Genomic DNA, 14428 nt, shown 5'->3' with positions numbered 1-14428 from the left:
GTGGGCGGGACGACGCAGGGTCGTCCGCACGGCCCGAGGAGCGCATCAGTGAGCACCAAGACCATCCCCACCTCCGACGCGGCCACCGCGAAGGCGCCGACGAAGGTCATCCCCTGGGTGCTCGGGCCCGCCCTCGTCGTCATCCTCGGCGTCGCACTGTTCTCGATCCTGCTCCCCGAACAGGCCGAGTCGGTTTTCGGGTCCATCCAGTCGGGGATCATCGGCGGCCTCGGGTGGTACTACGTCCTCCTCGTGGCCGCGTTCGTGATCGTGGCGATCGTCTTCGCGGTCTCGAAGTTCGGCGACATCAAGCTCGGCAAGGACGACGACGAGCCGGAGTTCTCGCTGATGTCCTGGTTCTCGATGCTCTTCGCCGCCGGCATGGGCATCGGGCTCGTCTTCTACGGGGTCGGTGAGCCGCTCACGCACTTCCTGGAGCCGCGGCCTGGCGTCGTCGGTTCGCAGCAGTCCCTGGCGCAGCAGGCGATGAGCCAGACGTACCTGCACTGGGGGCTGCACGCCTGGTCGATCTACGCGGTCGTCGGCGTCGCGCTGGCCTACGCCGTCCACCGCAAGGGACGTCCGATGTCGATCCGTTGGGCCATCGAGCCGCTCCTCGGCAAGCGCGTCCAGGGCGGCTGGGGCAACGCGATCGACACCATCGCCGTCATCGGCACGGTCTTCGGTGTCGCGACCTCCCTCGGGCTCGGTGTCCTGCAGATCTCGGCCGGACTCGGGTACACGGGCATCGCCGAGCCGAACATCCTCACCCAGGTCATCCTCATCCTGGTGATCACCGGCGTCACGATCTTCTCGCTCGTCTCCGGCGTGCACAAGGGCATGAAGTGGCTCTCGAACACGAACCTCATCCTGGCCGGCCTGCTGCTGTTCTTCGTCCTGTTCGCCGGTCCGACGCTGTTCCTCCTCCGCGAGTGGGTCCAGTCCATGGGCGCGTACCTGCAGAACGTCGTCGGACTGACGTTCAACGTCTCCGCCTACCAGGGTGCCGCGGGTGAGGCCTGGCAGTCGTCGTGGACGACCTTCTACTGGGGCTGGTGGATGTCCTGGGCGCCGTTCGTCGGCGTGTTCATCGCCCGGATCTCCAAGGGCCGCACCGTGCGGCAGTTCGTCCTCGGGGTCCTGCTCGTCCCGACCCTCGTGACCTTCCTCTGGTTCGCCGTGCTCGGTGGCACCGCCATCATGCAGTCGCTCGAGGGGCGGGACTTCAGCGGCTCCGACGGGCCGGTCGACCTCAACACCGCACTGTTCAACATGCTGGCCGGCCTTCCGGGCGGCTCCATCGCGACCGTCGGCGCCCTGCTCCTCATCCTGCTGTTCTTCGTGACCTCCGCGGACTCGGGTTCCCTCGTCATGGGGATGCTCACGACCGGTGGCACCGAGCCGCGGAACCGGGTGCGGATCGCCTGGGCGCTCGTGACGAGCCTGCTGGCGATCTCCCTGCTGATCGCGGGCGGTCTCGCCTCCATGCAGACGGCGGCGATCATCACGGCACTGCCCTTCAGCATCGTGATCATCCTGATGTGCGTCTCGTCGTTCAAGGCGTTCGGCATCGAGGTCCGCCGGGAGCAGCGGGCCAAGCGCCGTCTGTTCGCGGCGGAACTCACGGAGAGCGTCTCCGCCGACCTCAGCGGGCAGGTGTCCGACCAGGTGACGGAGCAGGTCACCGAGCATCTCGGGACGATGACCGCTCAGCTCGACCTCCGGCAACTGGCTTCGCCCGACGCACCACCGGCGACCGATGCGTCGACGTCAGCGGAGTCGGACCGTCCGGATTCCGGGCGCTGACGCGACGCTCAGTCGAGCGGGAACCGGTCGGAGATCCAGGCCGTCTCCTCGTCCGTCGGTGACCACGCAGAACCAGCGGCGGCGTTCGCGCGGATCTGTGTGGGCGTCGTCGCTCCGGCGATGACGCTCGTCAGTCCGTCGCGCGCGAGCAGCCACCCGAACGTCGCTTCGAGCATGCTGATGCCGCGCTCGTCGCAGAACGCCTGGTAGGCCTCGATCGCGTCCCAGGGCGCCTGGTCCAGGATGTGCTTGCGCTGGCGCATGATCCGGCTCTCGGCCGGCCCGCCGTCGCGCGAGAACTTCCCCGTGAACAAGCCGTTCGAGAGCGGGAAGTAGGGCAGGAAGCCGACGCCTGCCGCTCGCATCGCGGGGAACACCTCACGTTCGGCCGCGCGGACGAGCAGGCTGTACTCGTTCTGGGCGGAGACGAAGGCGGGGTGACCGGCCGAGGTCGCCGCCCAGTGCGCCTCGGTCACCTGCCAGCCGGCGAAATTGGAATGTCCGTAGTAGCGGATCTTGCCCTCGTGGACGAGTTCGTCGAGGGCGGCGATCGTCTCCTCGATGGGCGTCAGCGGGTCGGGCGTGTGCATCTGGTAGAGGTCGATCCACTCGGTACCGAGCCGGCGGAGCGAGCCCTCGACCGCGAGTCGCAGGTAGCGGCGCGACCCCTTGGAGCCCCAGTTCGGGATCGGACTCTCGTAGTCCGCGTGGCCGAACTTGGACGCGAGGACGACCTCGTCCCGCCGGCCGGCCAACGCCCGTCCGAGCAGTTCCTCGCTCAGTCCGTACTCGCGACCGTAGATGTCGGCCGTGTCGAACAGGTTCACGCCGGCATCGATGGCCGCGTCGACCACGGCCGTGGTCCCCTCCTGGGTCTCGGTGACGGTGCCGGGCCGCCCGAAGTTGTTGCAGCCGATACCGACGGCGGAGACGATGAGGCCGCTGCGACCGAGCGGACGATAGCTGAGAGCAGACATGGTCTCCAGGCTAGTCCGACGCCGCTCCACAGGCGCCCCACGCCGGCCGAATCCCGAGGAGGAGACGGCTCCCCCGACGGCCGCAGTGTGACCTTCGTACGCTCGGCCCATGACTCCACACCTCGTCCCCACCACCGCGACCGTCCCGATCACGGCAACCGTTCCCATCACGGCGACCGTCACCTCCCCCGCCGGGACACCCGGCCGCGCCGACCACGGGTTCCTGCGCATGCCGACTCCTGTCGGACGGCTGGAGATCCGATCCGTCGACGGGGCGGTCTCCGCCGTCCGCTTCGAGCAGGATGGGCGGCTCCCACTCGACGGTTCGGACGAACGACCCACCGAAGTCATCCTGGAGGCCGTCGAGCAGCTCGACGAGTACTTCCGCGGTCACCGGACGGTGTTCGACGTGCCGATCGCCGCGACGGGCACACCGTTCCAGGAATCGGTCTGGTCCGCGCTCCGCGGGGTGGGCTTCGGAACCACCACCGGCTACGGGGCCCTGGCTGCAGCCGCCGGCGCCCCCGGCGGTGGACGCGCCGCCGGACAGGCGGTCCGGGCGAACACCATCGCCCTCCTCATCCCCTGCCATCGGGTGCTCGGCACCGGGGGCGTCGTCACCGGCTATTCTGGCGGTGACGGGCCGCCGACCAAACGGTGGCTCCTCGACCACGAAGGGATCCTGTACCGCCGATGACCGGCTCAGCATCCCTCGTCGTCGGAACCGACGGACTCCCCCGGTGCGCCTGGGCCGGCACCGATCCGGAATACCAGCGGTACCACGACGAGGAGTGGGGCGTCCCGCTGCACGGCCAACGGCAGGTCTTCGAGAAGATCAGCCTCGAGGGGTTCCAAGCGGGCCTGTCGTGGATCACGATCCTGCGGAAGCGGCCCGCGTTCCGCGAGCGGTTCCACGACTTCGACCTCGAGGCTGTCGCAGCCATGACGGAGGCGGATGTCGAGATGCTGCTCGAGGACGCCCGGATCATCCGGCACCGCGGGAAGATCAACGCGGTCATCGGCAATGCCCGCACCGCCCTCGAGCTGGGCGACGACCTGGACGAGCTCCTCTGGAGCTTCGCTCCACCTCCTCGTCCGATGCGGTTCGCACAGTGGAGCGACGTCCCGGCGATCACGCCGGAATCCACCGCGCTCAGCGCCCACCTGCGGAAGCGCGGCTACCGGTTCGTGGGCCCGACGACGATGTACGCCCTCATGCAGTCCGGCGGCCTCGTCGACGACCACCTCGTCGGCTGCTGGCGCTCCGAGAGTGCTCCCTGATCCGGAGGGGTCAGACGACGAGGGCGAGCTCGGTCACCCGACCGTCGGCGGCACGCGCGTGGACGTCGAGCACCCATCCGGACGATCGCGCCCAGTCGAGCAACGAGCCGACATCAGGGTGGTCGACACCGGCCTCCAACAGCTCGCGGGCGAACCGGCCCTTGCCCTGCTTGTTGAAGTGGTTGAGCGCGCGACGGCGGCCATCGTCGCCGACCGTGAGCACACGCAGGTACACGGCACCGTCGCGATCCGGCAACGGCCCGAGCGCCGCGTAGCCTTCCGAGCGCAGGTCCAGCAGGACACCCGGGACGGCGTCCAGCTCGCGCGCGACCGGCACCGCCCAGTGACGTTTCAGGACGAACCCGGGGAGCCTGGAGTCGTGGGAGAGCCGGTACGCCGGAATGGAATCGAGCGCGCCGACCGGGCCGAGCAACGCCGAGTGCACCACCAGGTGCGCAGCAGCGAAGCGTCTCGCGTCCACGGAGAGCGTGGCTGCATCGAGCGCGTCGAACAGCACCCCCGTGTACCGGTCGATCGCCGGCATCGTCGCGGACGTCGCGGCCACGCGGTTGCGCTGGACCTCGCCGAGCTGTTTGGGGCCGAGCTTCAGGGCCTTCACCGTCGCGGCCTCATCGGCAGCGAGCGACACCACGGCTCCGACGACATCGTTCCGGGACGACGAAAGCCCTGGAAACCGCAGCAAGGCGGTGTCCAGGGCTGGTCCGTCGCCGCCGTCCCGCTTCGTCTCCGAAGGGGGAAGGAGGATCAGCACCGGTTCAGGAGCGGGTCACGAGCGTGGCGTTGCCGGCCACGACGGTGACGGTGTTGTTCTCGACCGACAGGAAACCGTCTTCCGCGTTCGCGACGATCTTGGAACCGTCGTCGAGGGTGACACGGACTTCACCGGCAGCGAGGATGGCCAGCATCGGCTCGTGTCCGGGGAGGATACCGATCTCGCCGTCGACGGTCTTCGCGATCAGCTGGCGCGCCGCACCCGACCACACTTCGTGGTCGGCTGCGACGACGCTCACGGTCAGAGGAGTCGCGGCCATGATCAGCCGTTCTCCTTCTGGATCTGAGCCCACTTCTCTTCGACGTCGGTGATCGAACCGACGTTGAAGAACGCCTGCTCGGCCACGTGGTCGAACTCACCCTTGGCGATCGCGTCGAAGGACTCGATCGTGTCCTTCAGCGGGACGGTCGATCCCTCGACACCCGTGAACTTCTTCGCCATGTAGGTGTTCTGCGAGAGGAACTGCTGGATGCGGCGCGCACGCGACACCGTGATCTTGTCCTCTTCGGAGAGCTCGTCGACACCGAGGATCGCGATGATCTCCTGGAGTTCCTTGTTCTTCTGGAGGATCTGCTTGACCGTCGTCGCCACGCGGTAGTGGTCGGCACCCAGGTAGCGGGGGTCGAGGATACGGCTGGTCGAGGTCAGCGGGTCCACCGCGGGGTACAGACCCTTCGACGCGATCTCACGGGAGAGCTCGGTCGTGGCGTCGAGGTGCGCGAAGGTCGTCGCGGGAGCCGGGTCGGTGTAGTCGTCGGCGGGGACGTAGATCGCCTGCAGCGAGGTGATCGAGTGACCGCGCGTCGAGGTGATGCGCTCCTGGAGGAGGCCCATCTCGTCGGCGAGGTTCGGCTGGTAGCCCACCGCGGACGGCATGCGACCGAGCAGCGTCGACACCTCGGAACCGGCCTGCGTGAAGCGGAAGATGTTGTCGATGAAGAGCAGCACGTCCTGCTTCTGCACATCGCGGAAGTACTCCGCCATGGTCAGAGCCGACAGCGCGACGCGAAGACGCGTTCCCGGCGGCTCGTCCATCTGGCCGAACACGAGGGCCGTCTTCTCGAAGACGCCGGCCTCTTCCATCTCGTGGATGAGGTCGTTGCCCTCACGGGTGCGCTCGCCGACACCGGCGAACACTGACACACCACCGTGGTCCTGCGCGACACGCTGGATCATCTCCTGGATGAGGACCGTCTTACCGACACCTGCACCACCGAAGAGACCGATCTTGCCACCGAGGACGTACGGCGTCAGGAGGTCGATGACCTTGATGCCGGTCTCGAACAGCTGGGTCTTCGACTCGAGCTGGTCGAAGGGCGGGGGCTGACGGTGGATCGGCCAGCGCTCGGTGATCTCGATCTGCTCGCCGGGCTCGGCGTTGAGCACGTCGCCGATGACATTGAAGACCTTGCCCTTGGTGACGTCGCCGACGGGCACCGTGATGGGGGAACCCGTGTCGGTGACCTCCTGACCGCGGACGAGGCCGTCGGTCGGGTTCAGCGCGATGGCGCGGACGAGGTCGTCGCCGAGGTGCTGTGCGACCTCGAGGGTCAGGACCATCGTCTGCTCGCCGATGACGACGCTGGTCTTCAGGGCGTTGTAGATGCCCGGGATCGCGTCGTGCGGGAACTCGATGTCGACGACCGGGCCGGTGACGCGGGAGATGCGACCGACGGCGCCGGCCTTCACCTCTGCAGCGCCCTGCTCGGCAGTTGCGGTGGGAGTCATGTTCTTCTCTTCTCTGTCTCTACAGATACGTGTGCGTGTTGCGATGACTAGGACGAGAGCGCGTCTGCGCCGCCAACGATTTCGGAAATCTGCTGGGTGATCTCGGCCTGCCTCGCGTTGTTTCGGAGGCGGGTGTAGTCGGTGATGAGCTTGTCGGCGTTGTCGCTGGCCGACTTCATCGCCTTCTGCGTCGCGGCGTGCTTCGCGGCGGAGGACTGCAGCAGCGCGTTGAAGATCCGGCTCTCGATGTAGTTCGGGAGGAGCGCGTCGAGGACGCTCTCCGCATCCGGTTCGAACTCGTAGAGCGGCAGCACCGCGGTGTCGGTCGGCTCTTCGACACCCTCGACGACCTCGAGCGGCAGGAGACGGACGACCTCGGGGGTCTGCGTCATCATGCTCACCAAGCGGTTGTAGACGATGTGGATCTCGTCGACCCCGCCCTCCGAGGCGTCCGTGAGGAACGCCTTGAGGATGGACTCGCTGATCTCCTGTGCCGTGGCGAAGTCGGGGTTCTCGGTGTTGCCCACCCACTGGCCGGCAGCCTGCATCCGGCGGAACGTGAAGTACGCGACGGCCTTACGACCCACGAGGTAGTGCGTGACGTCCTTGCCCTGGCTCCGGAGGAGCTCGGTCAGTTCCGCCGCTTCGCGCAGCACCTGGGAGTTGAAGGCACCCGCGAGGCCTCGGTCGGACGCGAACACGACGACCGCGGCCCGCTCAACCCGCTCGGGCTCGGTGGTCAGCACGTGGTCGACGTTGGAGTACGTCGCGACGGCCGACACGGCACGAGTGATCGCACGAGAGTAGGGCCCGGACGCCGCCACCCGCGCCTGCGCCTTCTGGATGCGCGACGCGGCGATGAGCTCCATCGCCTTCGTGATCTTCTTGGTCGTCTGCGCAGACTTGATCTTCTGCGTGTAGACCCGGAGTTGAGCGCCCATGGACTAGCGGCGACCCTTCACGATCTTCTCCTGGTTGACGTCTTCAACCGGGAGCTCCTCGACCTGCTCCGAACCGAGGGCAGCGCCCTCGCCCGTCTGGAACTCGAGCTTGAACTGGTCGACAGCGGCATCGAGCTTCGAGACGGTGTCGTCGTCGAGCACGTTGGTGTCGCGCAGCGTGGTGAGCACCTCGGTGTTGCGACCCAGGTAGTCGAGCAGTTCACGCTCGAAGCGGAGCACATCCTCGACTGGGACGTCGTCCAGCTTGCCCTTGGTTCCGGCCCAGATCGACACGACCTGCTCCTCGACGGGGTACGGCGAGTACTGCGGCTGCTTGAGCAGCTCGGTGAGGCGAGCACCGCGAGCGAGCTGACGACGGCTGGCCGCGTCGAGGTCGGAGGCGAACATCGCGAACGCCTCGAGCGAGCGGTACTGCGCGAGCTCGAGCTTCAGCGTTCCCGAGACCTTCTTGATGCTCTTGACCTGTGCGTCTCCACCGACACGCGAGACGGAGATACCGACGTCGACCGCGGGGCGCTGGTTGGAGTTGAAGAGGTCCGACTGCAGGAAGATCTGGCCGTCGGTGATCGAGATCACGTTGGTCGGGATGTACGCCGAGACGTCGTTCGCCTTGGTCTCGATGATGGGCAGACCCGTCATCGAACCGGCGCCGAGCTCGTCGGACAGCTTCGCGCAACGCTCCAGCAGACGGGAGTGCAGGTAGAAGACGTCACCCGGGTAGGCCTCGCGTCCCGGCGGACGACGGAGGAGGAGGGAGACGGCACGGTAGGCCTCGGCCTGCTTCGACAGGTCATCGAAGATGATGAGGACGTGCTTGCCCTCGTACATCCAGTGCTGGCCGATGGCCGAACCGGTGTACGGAGCGAGGTACTTGAAGCCGGCCGGGTCGGACGCGGGCGAGGCGACGATCGTCGTGTACTCGAGCGCTCCGGCCTCTTCCAGCGCGCCCTTGACGGAGGCGATGGTCGAGCCCTTCTGACCGATGGCGACGTAGATGCAGCGAACCTGCTTGTTGACGTCGCCGGAGTCCCAGTTGGCCTTCTGGTTGATGATGGTGTCGATCGCGATCGCGGTCTTGCCGGTCTGGCGGTCACCGATGATCAGCTGACGCTGGCCACGGCCGACCGGGATCATGGCGTCGATCGCCTTGATGCCGGTCTGGAGCGGCTCGTGCACCGACTTGCGCTGCATGACGCCCGGAGCCTGGAGCTCGAGGGCGCGGCGGCCGGTGCTGGCGATCTCGCCGAGGCCGTCGATCGGGTTGCCGAGCGTGTCGACGACACGACCGAGGTAGCCGTCGCCGACGGGGACCGAGAGGACCTCGCCCGTGCGGGTGACGTCCATGCCCTCGACGATCTCATCGAACTCACCGAGGACGACGACGCCGATCTCGTGCTCGTCGAGGTTGAGCGCCAGGCCGAGCGTGCCGTTCGCGAACCGGAGGAGCTCGTTCGCCATGGCGCCCGGGAGCCCCTCGACGTGGGCGATGCCATCGGCGGCGTCGATCACGCGTCCGACCTCGGTCGCCGCGGCTGCGCCGGGCTCGTAGGCCTTGACGAAGTCCTTGAGAGCATCCCGGATCTCGTCTGGGCTGATCGTGAGTTCTGCCATCATGTTCCTTTTGGTTGTGGAACCCGGGGGTTCCGAGAGGTGCGATCCGTCAGGATCAACGTCTTGAGTTGTGGAGACCGTCGGGTCGGTCCCCGCGCTGCGCAGGCCCTATCGGGCCAGTTGCAGACGGAGGTCGTTCAGTCGGGCAGCGAGGCTGCCGTCGATGACGTCGTCCCCGAGCTGCACGCGCAGTCCGCCGACGACGGCGGGGTCGATCACCTGGTTGATCTTCACCTGACGGCCGTAGGCCGTGGCGAGGTGGCGTTCGAGGCGCTGCAACTGCGACGCCTCGATCGGTGCGGCAGCCGTGACCGTGGCGACCGCAAGGCCCTGCTGGTCGGCGACGATGCCTGCGGCGTAGCGGAGCAGCTCTCCGATACGCCGACCGCGGGGCTGCTGCACGAGCTGACCGACGATGCTGACGGTCTGCGGGCTCGCATGGCCTGCGAGCAGGGATGCCGCGAGGGCACCCTTGGCCTCGGCCGATCCGAGCTTGCTGCTGAGCGCGAGCTCGAGCTCGTGGTTGCTCGAGACGAGCTTGCCGAACTCGAACAGCTCCGCCTCGATGTCGCCCTGCGCGCCTGCGGAGACCGAAGCCGCCCGGAGACCGAGTTCCTCGATGCCGGCGAGCAGGTCCTGCTCACTGGACCACCGTGCTGAGACGACCGTCTGGAGCAGCCCGAGCGCCTGAGCGCCGAGCTGACCACCGAAGATGCGGTCGACGACGACGCGCTTGGCGTCGGCGTCGGCCGCCGGGTCGCTGAGCGCAGCGCTCAGGTGGCTCGAACCGCCGATGGCCCGGCCGGCTGCGAACAGACCGTCCGCGGTGGCCAGATCGGCCCCGGCGCCGAGGGCGACGAGGGCCTCCTTCGACGAGGCGAGTGCTTCTCTGGTCGCGCTTCCCATTACTTGGCTGCCTTCTCCGACGCTTCGAGGTCCGCGAGGAACCGGTCGACGACGGCCGTTGCCTTCGCGTCGTCGTTCAGCGTCTCGCCGATGACGCCGCTGGCGAGGTCGAGCGCGAGCGTGCCGACCTCGGCACGGAGCGACACGACGGCCGCCTGACGCTCGGCTTCGATCTGCGCCTGGGCGCTGGCGGTGACGCGAGCTGCCTCGACGGTCGCCTGCTCCTTGAGCTCGGCGAGGATCGTCTGACCCTCGACACGAGCCTGCTCGCGGATGCGTCCGGCTTCCTGGCGGGCTTCGGCGAGCTGAGCGTTGTACTGCTCGAGCGCGGCCTCGGCCTGCTTCTGGGCCTCGTCAGCCTTGGCGATGTTGCCCTCGATGGCCGCTGCGCGGTCGTCGAGGAGCTTCTGCACCTTCGGCAGGATCAGCTTCCAGAAGAAACCGAGGATGATGACGAAGACGACCGCAGACCAGATGATGTCGTACCACTCTGGAATCAGCGGGTTCTTGGCCGCCTCTTCAGCAGCGGTGATCACTGCGTGAGACATCTTGCCTCCTTCGGAGTTGTGAAAGGGGGCTTACTGGAAGATGAAGTAGGTCGCGATGCCGATGAAGGCGAGCGCCTCGGTGAAGGCGATACCGATCCACATGAGGACCTGGAGACGACCACCCAGCTCGGGCTGACGCGCGGTGCCTTCGATCGTCTTACCGACGACGATACCCACACCGATGGCGGGGCCGATGGCTGCGAGACCGTAACCGACCGTCGCGATGTTTCCTTCAAGGGCGGCGAGAACGGTAGTTGCGTCCACGTTTGTTTCCTTCCGTTGGGTGAGACCTGGCGGGTGCCGGGCTCGATTAGTGCTCTTCTGCGACCGCGAGCTGGATGTAGACCGCGGTGAGGAGGGTGAAGACGTAGGCCTGGAGGACGGCCACCAGGAGCTCGAAGAGAGTGAAGGCCAGGCCGAAGGCCAGGGTTCCGACACCCATGAGGGCGAACCAGCCGCCGGCGGTGAAGAGGAAGAACTGGGTCGCCGCGAAGAACAGGACCAGCAGCAGGTGCCCGACGATCATGTTCATGAGGAGTCGGAGCGTCAGCGTGAGGGGCCGGATCACGAAGGTCGAGATGAGCTCGATCGGCGTGACGATGATGTAGACCGGCCACGGGACCCCGGAGGGGAAGAGGGAGTTCTTGAAGAACTTGCCCGGGCTCTTCTTGACGCCGGCATAGATGAAGGTGACGTACGACACGAGCGCCAGCACGAGCGGGACGCCGATGACCGAGCTGCCGGCCAGGTTCAGGAACGGGATGATGCCCGTCAGGTTCATGGCGAGCACCATGAAGAAGATGGTCGTCAGGATCGGCAGGAACCGCAGGCCGTCCTTCTTGCCCAGGAGGTCCTCGGCGATGTTGACGCGGACGAAGCCCAGGCCCATCTCGGCCAGGCTCTGCGCCCGGCCGGGGACGAGGCGCATCTTGCGCGTCGACAGCCAGAAGAACAGCAGGAGCGCGATCACCGCGATGAAGCGGATCAGGATGACCCGGTTGATCGCGAAGGGCGTGCCCTCGAAGAAGATGATGTCAGGGAAGAACTCGTTGATCGTCGGACCATGGAATCCACCGTCATCGGTGGCCATCGGTGCGATCAGATGCACGGCGTTAGCGAACAGCACGTATCTCCAGTTTCGGGGGCGTGGAGCAGAGCTCTCGCGGCGACGAACAGGGGGGATGTCTCCTCGCCGCACGCCGAAGCGGTGCTAGTGGGAGGATTCGTTGACGAGTCTAGCAAGGAAACCGGCCCCCGACGAACCCAGGGGTGGTATTCCACGGCTATATTCCGAGCGGGGCTCGGGCCTGGGACGCGGATGCCGCTTCCGGCATGCTGACGGCGGATGCCACCCGCGTGCGGTGTTCAGCCCTGATCGGCGTCGTGCGGCGGCGCCTTCGGGAGGATGCTGTCCGAGACGTACGGCACGCGCACCTTCGCGGCCACGACCGCGTCGATGACGAGCGATCCGACGACGCCGACGATGACGCTGCCGAAGAGGATCGGCGGATTGACCCACGGCTGGTCCTTCAGGATGAAGCCGAGGACGAGGAACAGGACGAACTTCACCAGCCAGCTGCCCATCACCACCCCGAACAGGATGCCGACGAAGAACTCCTGTCCTGACCAGCGGTTCGCGAAGAGGATGCTCACCGAGGTGATGCCGAGGAAGACGAGGGCCATGGCCGTGCCGATGAGCGCGCTCGTGAGCCCGCGGGTCCCGTCGACGCTCCACCCGACCACTCCCCCGACCACCGCGATGACGAGCGCGAGCAACGCGCTGTACTTGAGGGCCGTGCTGAAGACCCGGTTGGCGCTCGAATGCGAGCCGGCCTTGGCGGGAGGAGTCATGGGTGCTGGTCCTTCTTGGCGAGAGAGTCGAGGGTGTCGAGGGTGTCGCCGCTCACGGGCGCCTCGGGGTCGCGCTGAACGGAGGCCTCGTCGAGGCGATCGTACAGCGCCGACCCGGGAGCCCCGTCAGCGTCCGATGCCGCTCGCTGGGCGAGACGGTCGGCCCGCCGGCGGCGACCGAGGGGCAACAGGGTGAACACGGTGCACGTGAGGACGCCCACGGTGACGAACAGCAGCGCCATCCAGGACGGGACCGCGAAGAACGCGAGACAGCCGACGGAGATGACGACCGTCCACCCGTAGAAGATGAGCACGGCGTGCACCTGGCTGTGTCCGAGGTCCAAGAGGCGGTGGTGGAGGTGCATCCGGTCGGCGCTGAACGGTGACTTCCCGGCCCGGAGGCGTCTGAGCACGGCCAGGACGAAGTCCGCGAGCGGCACGACCAGGATCGCGAACGGCAGCAGGATCGGGATGAACGCCGGGAGCAGCTGGGTACGCCCCAGGGCGGCCGGGTCGACCTGCCCGGTGACGGCGGCAGCCGAGGTCGCCATGAGCAGTCCGACGAGGAGCGCTCCGGCATCCCCCATGAACAACCGCGCCGGGTGCCAGTTGAGTGGGAGGAACCCGAGGCAGGCTCCGACGAGGATGGCCGCGATCAGCGAGGCGAGGTTGAAGTAGTCGCTCGCCCCCGTCGAGGTCACGAGCAACTGGGTGTAGACGAAGAACACCGTGTTGGCGATGATCGCGACGCCCGCGACGAGGCCGTCGAGGCCGTCGACGAAGTTGATCGCGTTCATGACGAGGACGATCGCGAAGACCGTCATCGAGAAGGACACCCAGGAGGAGCCGACGGTCAGCCCGCCGATCGGCAGCGAGTAGATCTGCACACCGAGCCAGGCGACCAGTCCGGCCGCCATGAACTGCGCGGCCAGTTTGATCATCCAGTCGAGGTCCCACAGGTCGTCCGCGACCCCGATGCCCACGATGAAGAGGGCCGCACCGAGGATGGCGAGGACGGGCTCCGGGTCCGCGAACACGAGGTCGAAGAACGGGAGCTGCCAGGCGACACCGAACGCGATGAGGATCCCGATGAACATCGCGACGCCACCGAGGCGGGGCGTCGGCGTCTGGTGGACGTCGCGCTCGCGGATCGGCGGGTGCAGACCGTACTTGACCCCGACGCGTCGTGCGAGGTGCGCGAAGCCGAACGTGATGCCAGCGCTCACGACGAGCACGATGAGGTACCCGGAGAACTGGTTCATCGCTCGCTGAGGTCTGGCAGGAGCTCCCCCACCACGTCCCGGATCGCCTCGCGGGACACGGCGCCGTCGCGCAGGACGACGAGCCGTTCGTCGGCGGTGCCGAGCCTCGTGGCGTCGACGATGGTGGACGACACCTCCCCGCCGGCACCGCCGTCGAGGTATACGGACACCGAGTCGCCGAGCATCTCGAGCGCGGCCGCAGCGGACGTCGCGGCCGGTCTGCCGGTGAGGTTGGCCGAGGAGACCGCCAGTGGGCCCGTGTCCTGGAGCAGTTCGAGGGTCACCGGGTTCGACGGCATGCGGAGCGCGACCGTCCCGGCGGTCTCCCCGAGGTCCCAGGCGAGCGACGGCTGGGCTTCGAGCACGATCGTCAGACCGCCAGGCCAGAACGCCTCGACGAGCCGGTGCACGGCGTCGGGGACGGACGCCGCCAGCGCCTCGAGCGTGTTCACGCCGGAGACGAGGACCGGCGGCGGGGACTGACGGGTGCGCCCCTTGGCGTCGAGCAGGCGCTGGACGGCGGTCGGCGAGAACGCATCGGCCGCCAGGCCGTAGACCGTGTCGGTCGGCAGCACGACGAGTTCACCGCGTGCCAGGGCCGTCCGGGCCAGGCGCATCCCGGCGAGCAACTGCGCGTGATCCTGGCAATCGAAGGTCTGCGACATGAGCGTGGTCCTGGCTGGGCGGGGCCGCCGATCAGTGA

16 protein-coding genes are annotated in these 14428 nt (G+C 67.5%); 3 read left to right on the top strand and 13 right to left on the bottom strand.

Annotation, left to right across the window (positions count from 1 at the left end; genetic code table 11):
- Positions 1 to 48: 48 nt before the first annotated feature.
- On the top strand, positions 49 to 1806 hold the full coding sequence (locus tag ASE44_RS16010; RefSeq protein ID WP_056012412.1) for a BCCT family transporter: 1758 nt from the start codon (positions 49 to 51) through the stop codon (positions 1804 to 1806).
- Between the two features lie 8 nt (positions 1807 to 1814).
- On the opposite strand, the gene ASE44_RS16005 is transcribed toward ASE44_RS16010, so the two are convergent.
- Complete coding sequence (locus tag ASE44_RS16005; protein ID WP_056781814.1) at positions 1815 to 2783, bottom strand: aldo/keto reductase; 969 nt, start codon at positions 2781 to 2783, stop codon at positions 1815 to 1817.
- Positions 2784 to 2892: 109 nt separating this feature from the next.
- Here ASE44_RS16005 and ASE44_RS16000 point away from each other — a divergent pair, with 109 nt between their 5' ends.
- Both ASE44_RS16000 and ASE44_RS15995 read left to right on the top strand, forming a co-directional pair.
- Positions 2893 to 3480, top strand: a complete 588-nt coding sequence (locus tag ASE44_RS16000; RefSeq protein ID WP_235522666.1) for a methylated-DNA--[protein]-cysteine S-methyltransferase — start codon at positions 2893 to 2895, stop codon at positions 3478 to 3480.
- Positions 3477 to 4064: a DNA-3-methyladenine glycosylase I gene (locus ASE44_RS15995; RefSeq protein ID WP_056781812.1), complete on the top strand. Its 588-nt coding sequence runs from the start codon at positions 3477 to 3479 to the stop codon at positions 4062 to 4064. The genes ASE44_RS16000 and ASE44_RS15995 overlap by 4 nt, the downstream gene beginning before the upstream one ends.
- Before the next feature lie 10 nt (positions 4065 to 4074).
- Here the strand turns inward: ASE44_RS15995 and ASE44_RS15990 are convergent, their stop codons facing one another.
- The 12 genes from ASE44_RS15990 to ASE44_RS15935 all read right to left on the bottom strand — a co-directional run bounded on the left by ASE44_RS15990 (position 4075) and on the right by ASE44_RS15935 (position 14390).
- Complete coding sequence (locus ASE44_RS15990) at positions 4075 to 4836, bottom strand: YaaA family protein (protein ID WP_056781811.1); 762 nt, start codon at positions 4834 to 4836, stop codon at positions 4075 to 4077.
- Between the two features lie 4 nt (positions 4837 to 4840).
- Positions 4841 to 5116, bottom strand: coding sequence for a F0F1 ATP synthase subunit epsilon (locus ASE44_RS15985; RefSeq protein ID WP_056012423.1), 276 nt, complete (start codon positions 5114 to 5116; stop codon positions 4841 to 4843).
- A gap of 2 nt (positions 5117 to 5118) precedes the next feature.
- The gene (atpD, locus tag ASE44_RS15980; RefSeq protein ID WP_056012426.1) at positions 5119 to 6585 is read right to left on the bottom strand and encodes a F0F1 ATP synthase subunit beta; all 1467 of its coding nucleotides are present in this window, start codon (positions 6583 to 6585) and stop codon (positions 5119 to 5121) included.
- A 47-nt stretch (positions 6586 to 6632) separates the two neighbouring features.
- Positions 6633 to 7526: a F0F1 ATP synthase subunit gamma gene (locus ASE44_RS15975; RefSeq protein ID WP_056012429.1), complete on the bottom strand. Its 894-nt coding sequence runs from the start codon at positions 7524 to 7526 to the stop codon at positions 6633 to 6635.
- Between the two features lie 3 nt (positions 7527 to 7529).
- Positions 7530 to 9158, bottom strand: a complete 1629-nt coding sequence (atpA, locus tag ASE44_RS15970; RefSeq protein WP_056012432.1) for a F0F1 ATP synthase subunit alpha — start codon at positions 9156 to 9158, stop codon at positions 7530 to 7532.
- Between the two features lie 108 nt (positions 9159 to 9266).
- Positions 9267 to 10064 carry a F0F1 ATP synthase subunit delta gene (locus ASE44_RS15965; RefSeq protein WP_056012435.1) on the bottom strand — a complete coding sequence of 266 codons (798 nt, stop codon included), beginning with the start codon at positions 10062 to 10064 and terminating at the stop codon, positions 9267 to 9269.
- Positions 10064 to 10612 carry a F0F1 ATP synthase subunit B gene (locus tag ASE44_RS15960; protein WP_056012438.1) on the bottom strand — a complete coding sequence of 183 codons (549 nt, stop codon included), beginning with the start codon at positions 10610 to 10612 and terminating at the stop codon, positions 10064 to 10066. Before ASE44_RS15960 ends, ASE44_RS15965 begins: the two co-directional genes overlap by 1 nt.
- 30 nt (positions 10613 to 10642) lie before the next feature.
- Positions 10643 to 10876 carry an ATP synthase F0 subunit C gene (gene atpE, locus ASE44_RS15955; RefSeq protein ID WP_056012441.1) on the bottom strand — a complete coding sequence of 78 codons (234 nt, stop codon included), beginning with the start codon at positions 10874 to 10876 and terminating at the stop codon, positions 10643 to 10645.
- A gap of 46 nt (positions 10877 to 10922) precedes the next feature.
- Complete coding sequence (gene atpB, locus ASE44_RS15950; protein ID WP_200921131.1) at positions 10923 to 11702, bottom strand: F0F1 ATP synthase subunit A; 780 nt, start codon at positions 11700 to 11702, stop codon at positions 10923 to 10925.
- Positions 11703 to 11977: 275 nt separating this feature from the next.
- Positions 11978 to 12463, bottom strand: a complete 486-nt coding sequence (locus ASE44_RS15945; RefSeq protein ID WP_056012444.1) for a hypothetical protein — start codon at positions 12461 to 12463, stop codon at positions 11978 to 11980.
- Positions 12460 to 13725 (bottom strand): MraY family glycosyltransferase, encoded by a 1266-nt coding sequence (locus ASE44_RS15940; protein ID WP_082456153.1) that lies wholly within the window; start codon positions 13723 to 13725, stop codon positions 12460 to 12462. The genes ASE44_RS15945 and ASE44_RS15940 overlap by 4 nt, the downstream gene beginning before the upstream one ends.
- Complete coding sequence (locus tag ASE44_RS15935) at positions 13722 to 14390, bottom strand: L-threonylcarbamoyladenylate synthase (protein ID WP_056012447.1); 669 nt, start codon at positions 14388 to 14390, stop codon at positions 13722 to 13724. Before ASE44_RS15935 ends, ASE44_RS15940 begins: the two co-directional genes overlap by 4 nt.
- Between the last annotated feature and the right edge of the window lie 38 nt (positions 14391 to 14428).

This window comes from Plantibacter sp. Leaf1, assembly GCF_001421315.1.
GTDB lineage: Bacteria > Actinomycetota > Actinomycetes > Actinomycetales > Microbacteriaceae > Plantibacter.
Note: the sequence above shows the minus strand (reverse complement) of the source record. Positions and strands in the feature narration are given on the sequence as shown.

Excerpts from the sequence above, each read along its gene's own strand:
- ASE44_RS16005 (WP_056781814.1), bottom strand. The coding sequence starts at position 2,783 with ATGTCTGCTCTCAGCTATCGTCCGCTCGGTCGCAGCGGCCTCATCGTC.
- ASE44_RS16000 (WP_235522666.1), top strand. The coding sequence starts at position 2,893 with ATGACTCCACACCTCGTCCCCACCACCGCGACCGTCCCGATCACGGCA.
- ASE44_RS15995 (WP_056781812.1), top strand. The coding sequence starts at position 3,477 with ATGACCGGCTCAGCATCCCTCGTCGTCGGAACCGACGGACTCCCCCGG.
- ASE44_RS15985 (WP_056012423.1), bottom strand. The coding sequence starts at position 5,116 with ATGGCCGCGACTCCTCTGACCGTGAGCGTCGTCGCAGCCGACCACGAA.
- atpD (WP_056012426.1), bottom strand. The coding sequence starts at position 6,585 with ATGACTCCCACCGCAACTGCCGAGCAGGGCGCTGCAGAGGTGAAGGCC.
- ASE44_RS15975 (WP_056012429.1), bottom strand. The coding sequence starts at position 7,526 with ATGGGCGCTCAACTCCGGGTCTACACGCAGAAGATCAAGTCTGCGCAG.
- atpA (WP_056012432.1), bottom strand. The coding sequence starts at position 9,158 with ATGGCAGAACTCACGATCAGCCCAGACGAGATCCGGGATGCTCTCAAG.
- ASE44_RS15965 (WP_056012435.1), bottom strand. The coding sequence starts at position 10,064 with ATGGGAAGCGCGACCAGAGAAGCACTCGCCTCGTCGAAGGAGGCCCTC.
- ASE44_RS15960 (WP_056012438.1), bottom strand. The coding sequence starts at position 10,612 with ATGTCTCACGCAGTGATCACCGCTGCTGAAGAGGCGGCCAAGAACCCG.
- atpB (WP_200921131.1), bottom strand. The coding sequence starts at position 11,702 with ATGGCCACCGATGACGGTGGATTCCATGGTCCGACGATCAACGAGTTC.
- ASE44_RS15945 (WP_056012444.1), bottom strand. The coding sequence starts at position 12,463 with ATGACTCCTCCCGCCAAGGCCGGCTCGCATTCGAGCGCCAACCGGGTC.
- ASE44_RS15940 (WP_082456153.1), bottom strand. The coding sequence starts at position 13,725 with ATGAACCAGTTCTCCGGGTACCTCATCGTGCTCGTCGTGAGCGCTGGC.
- ASE44_RS15935 (WP_056012447.1), bottom strand. The coding sequence starts at position 14,390 with ATGTCGCAGACCTTCGATTGCCAGGATCACGCGCAGTTGCTCGCCGGG.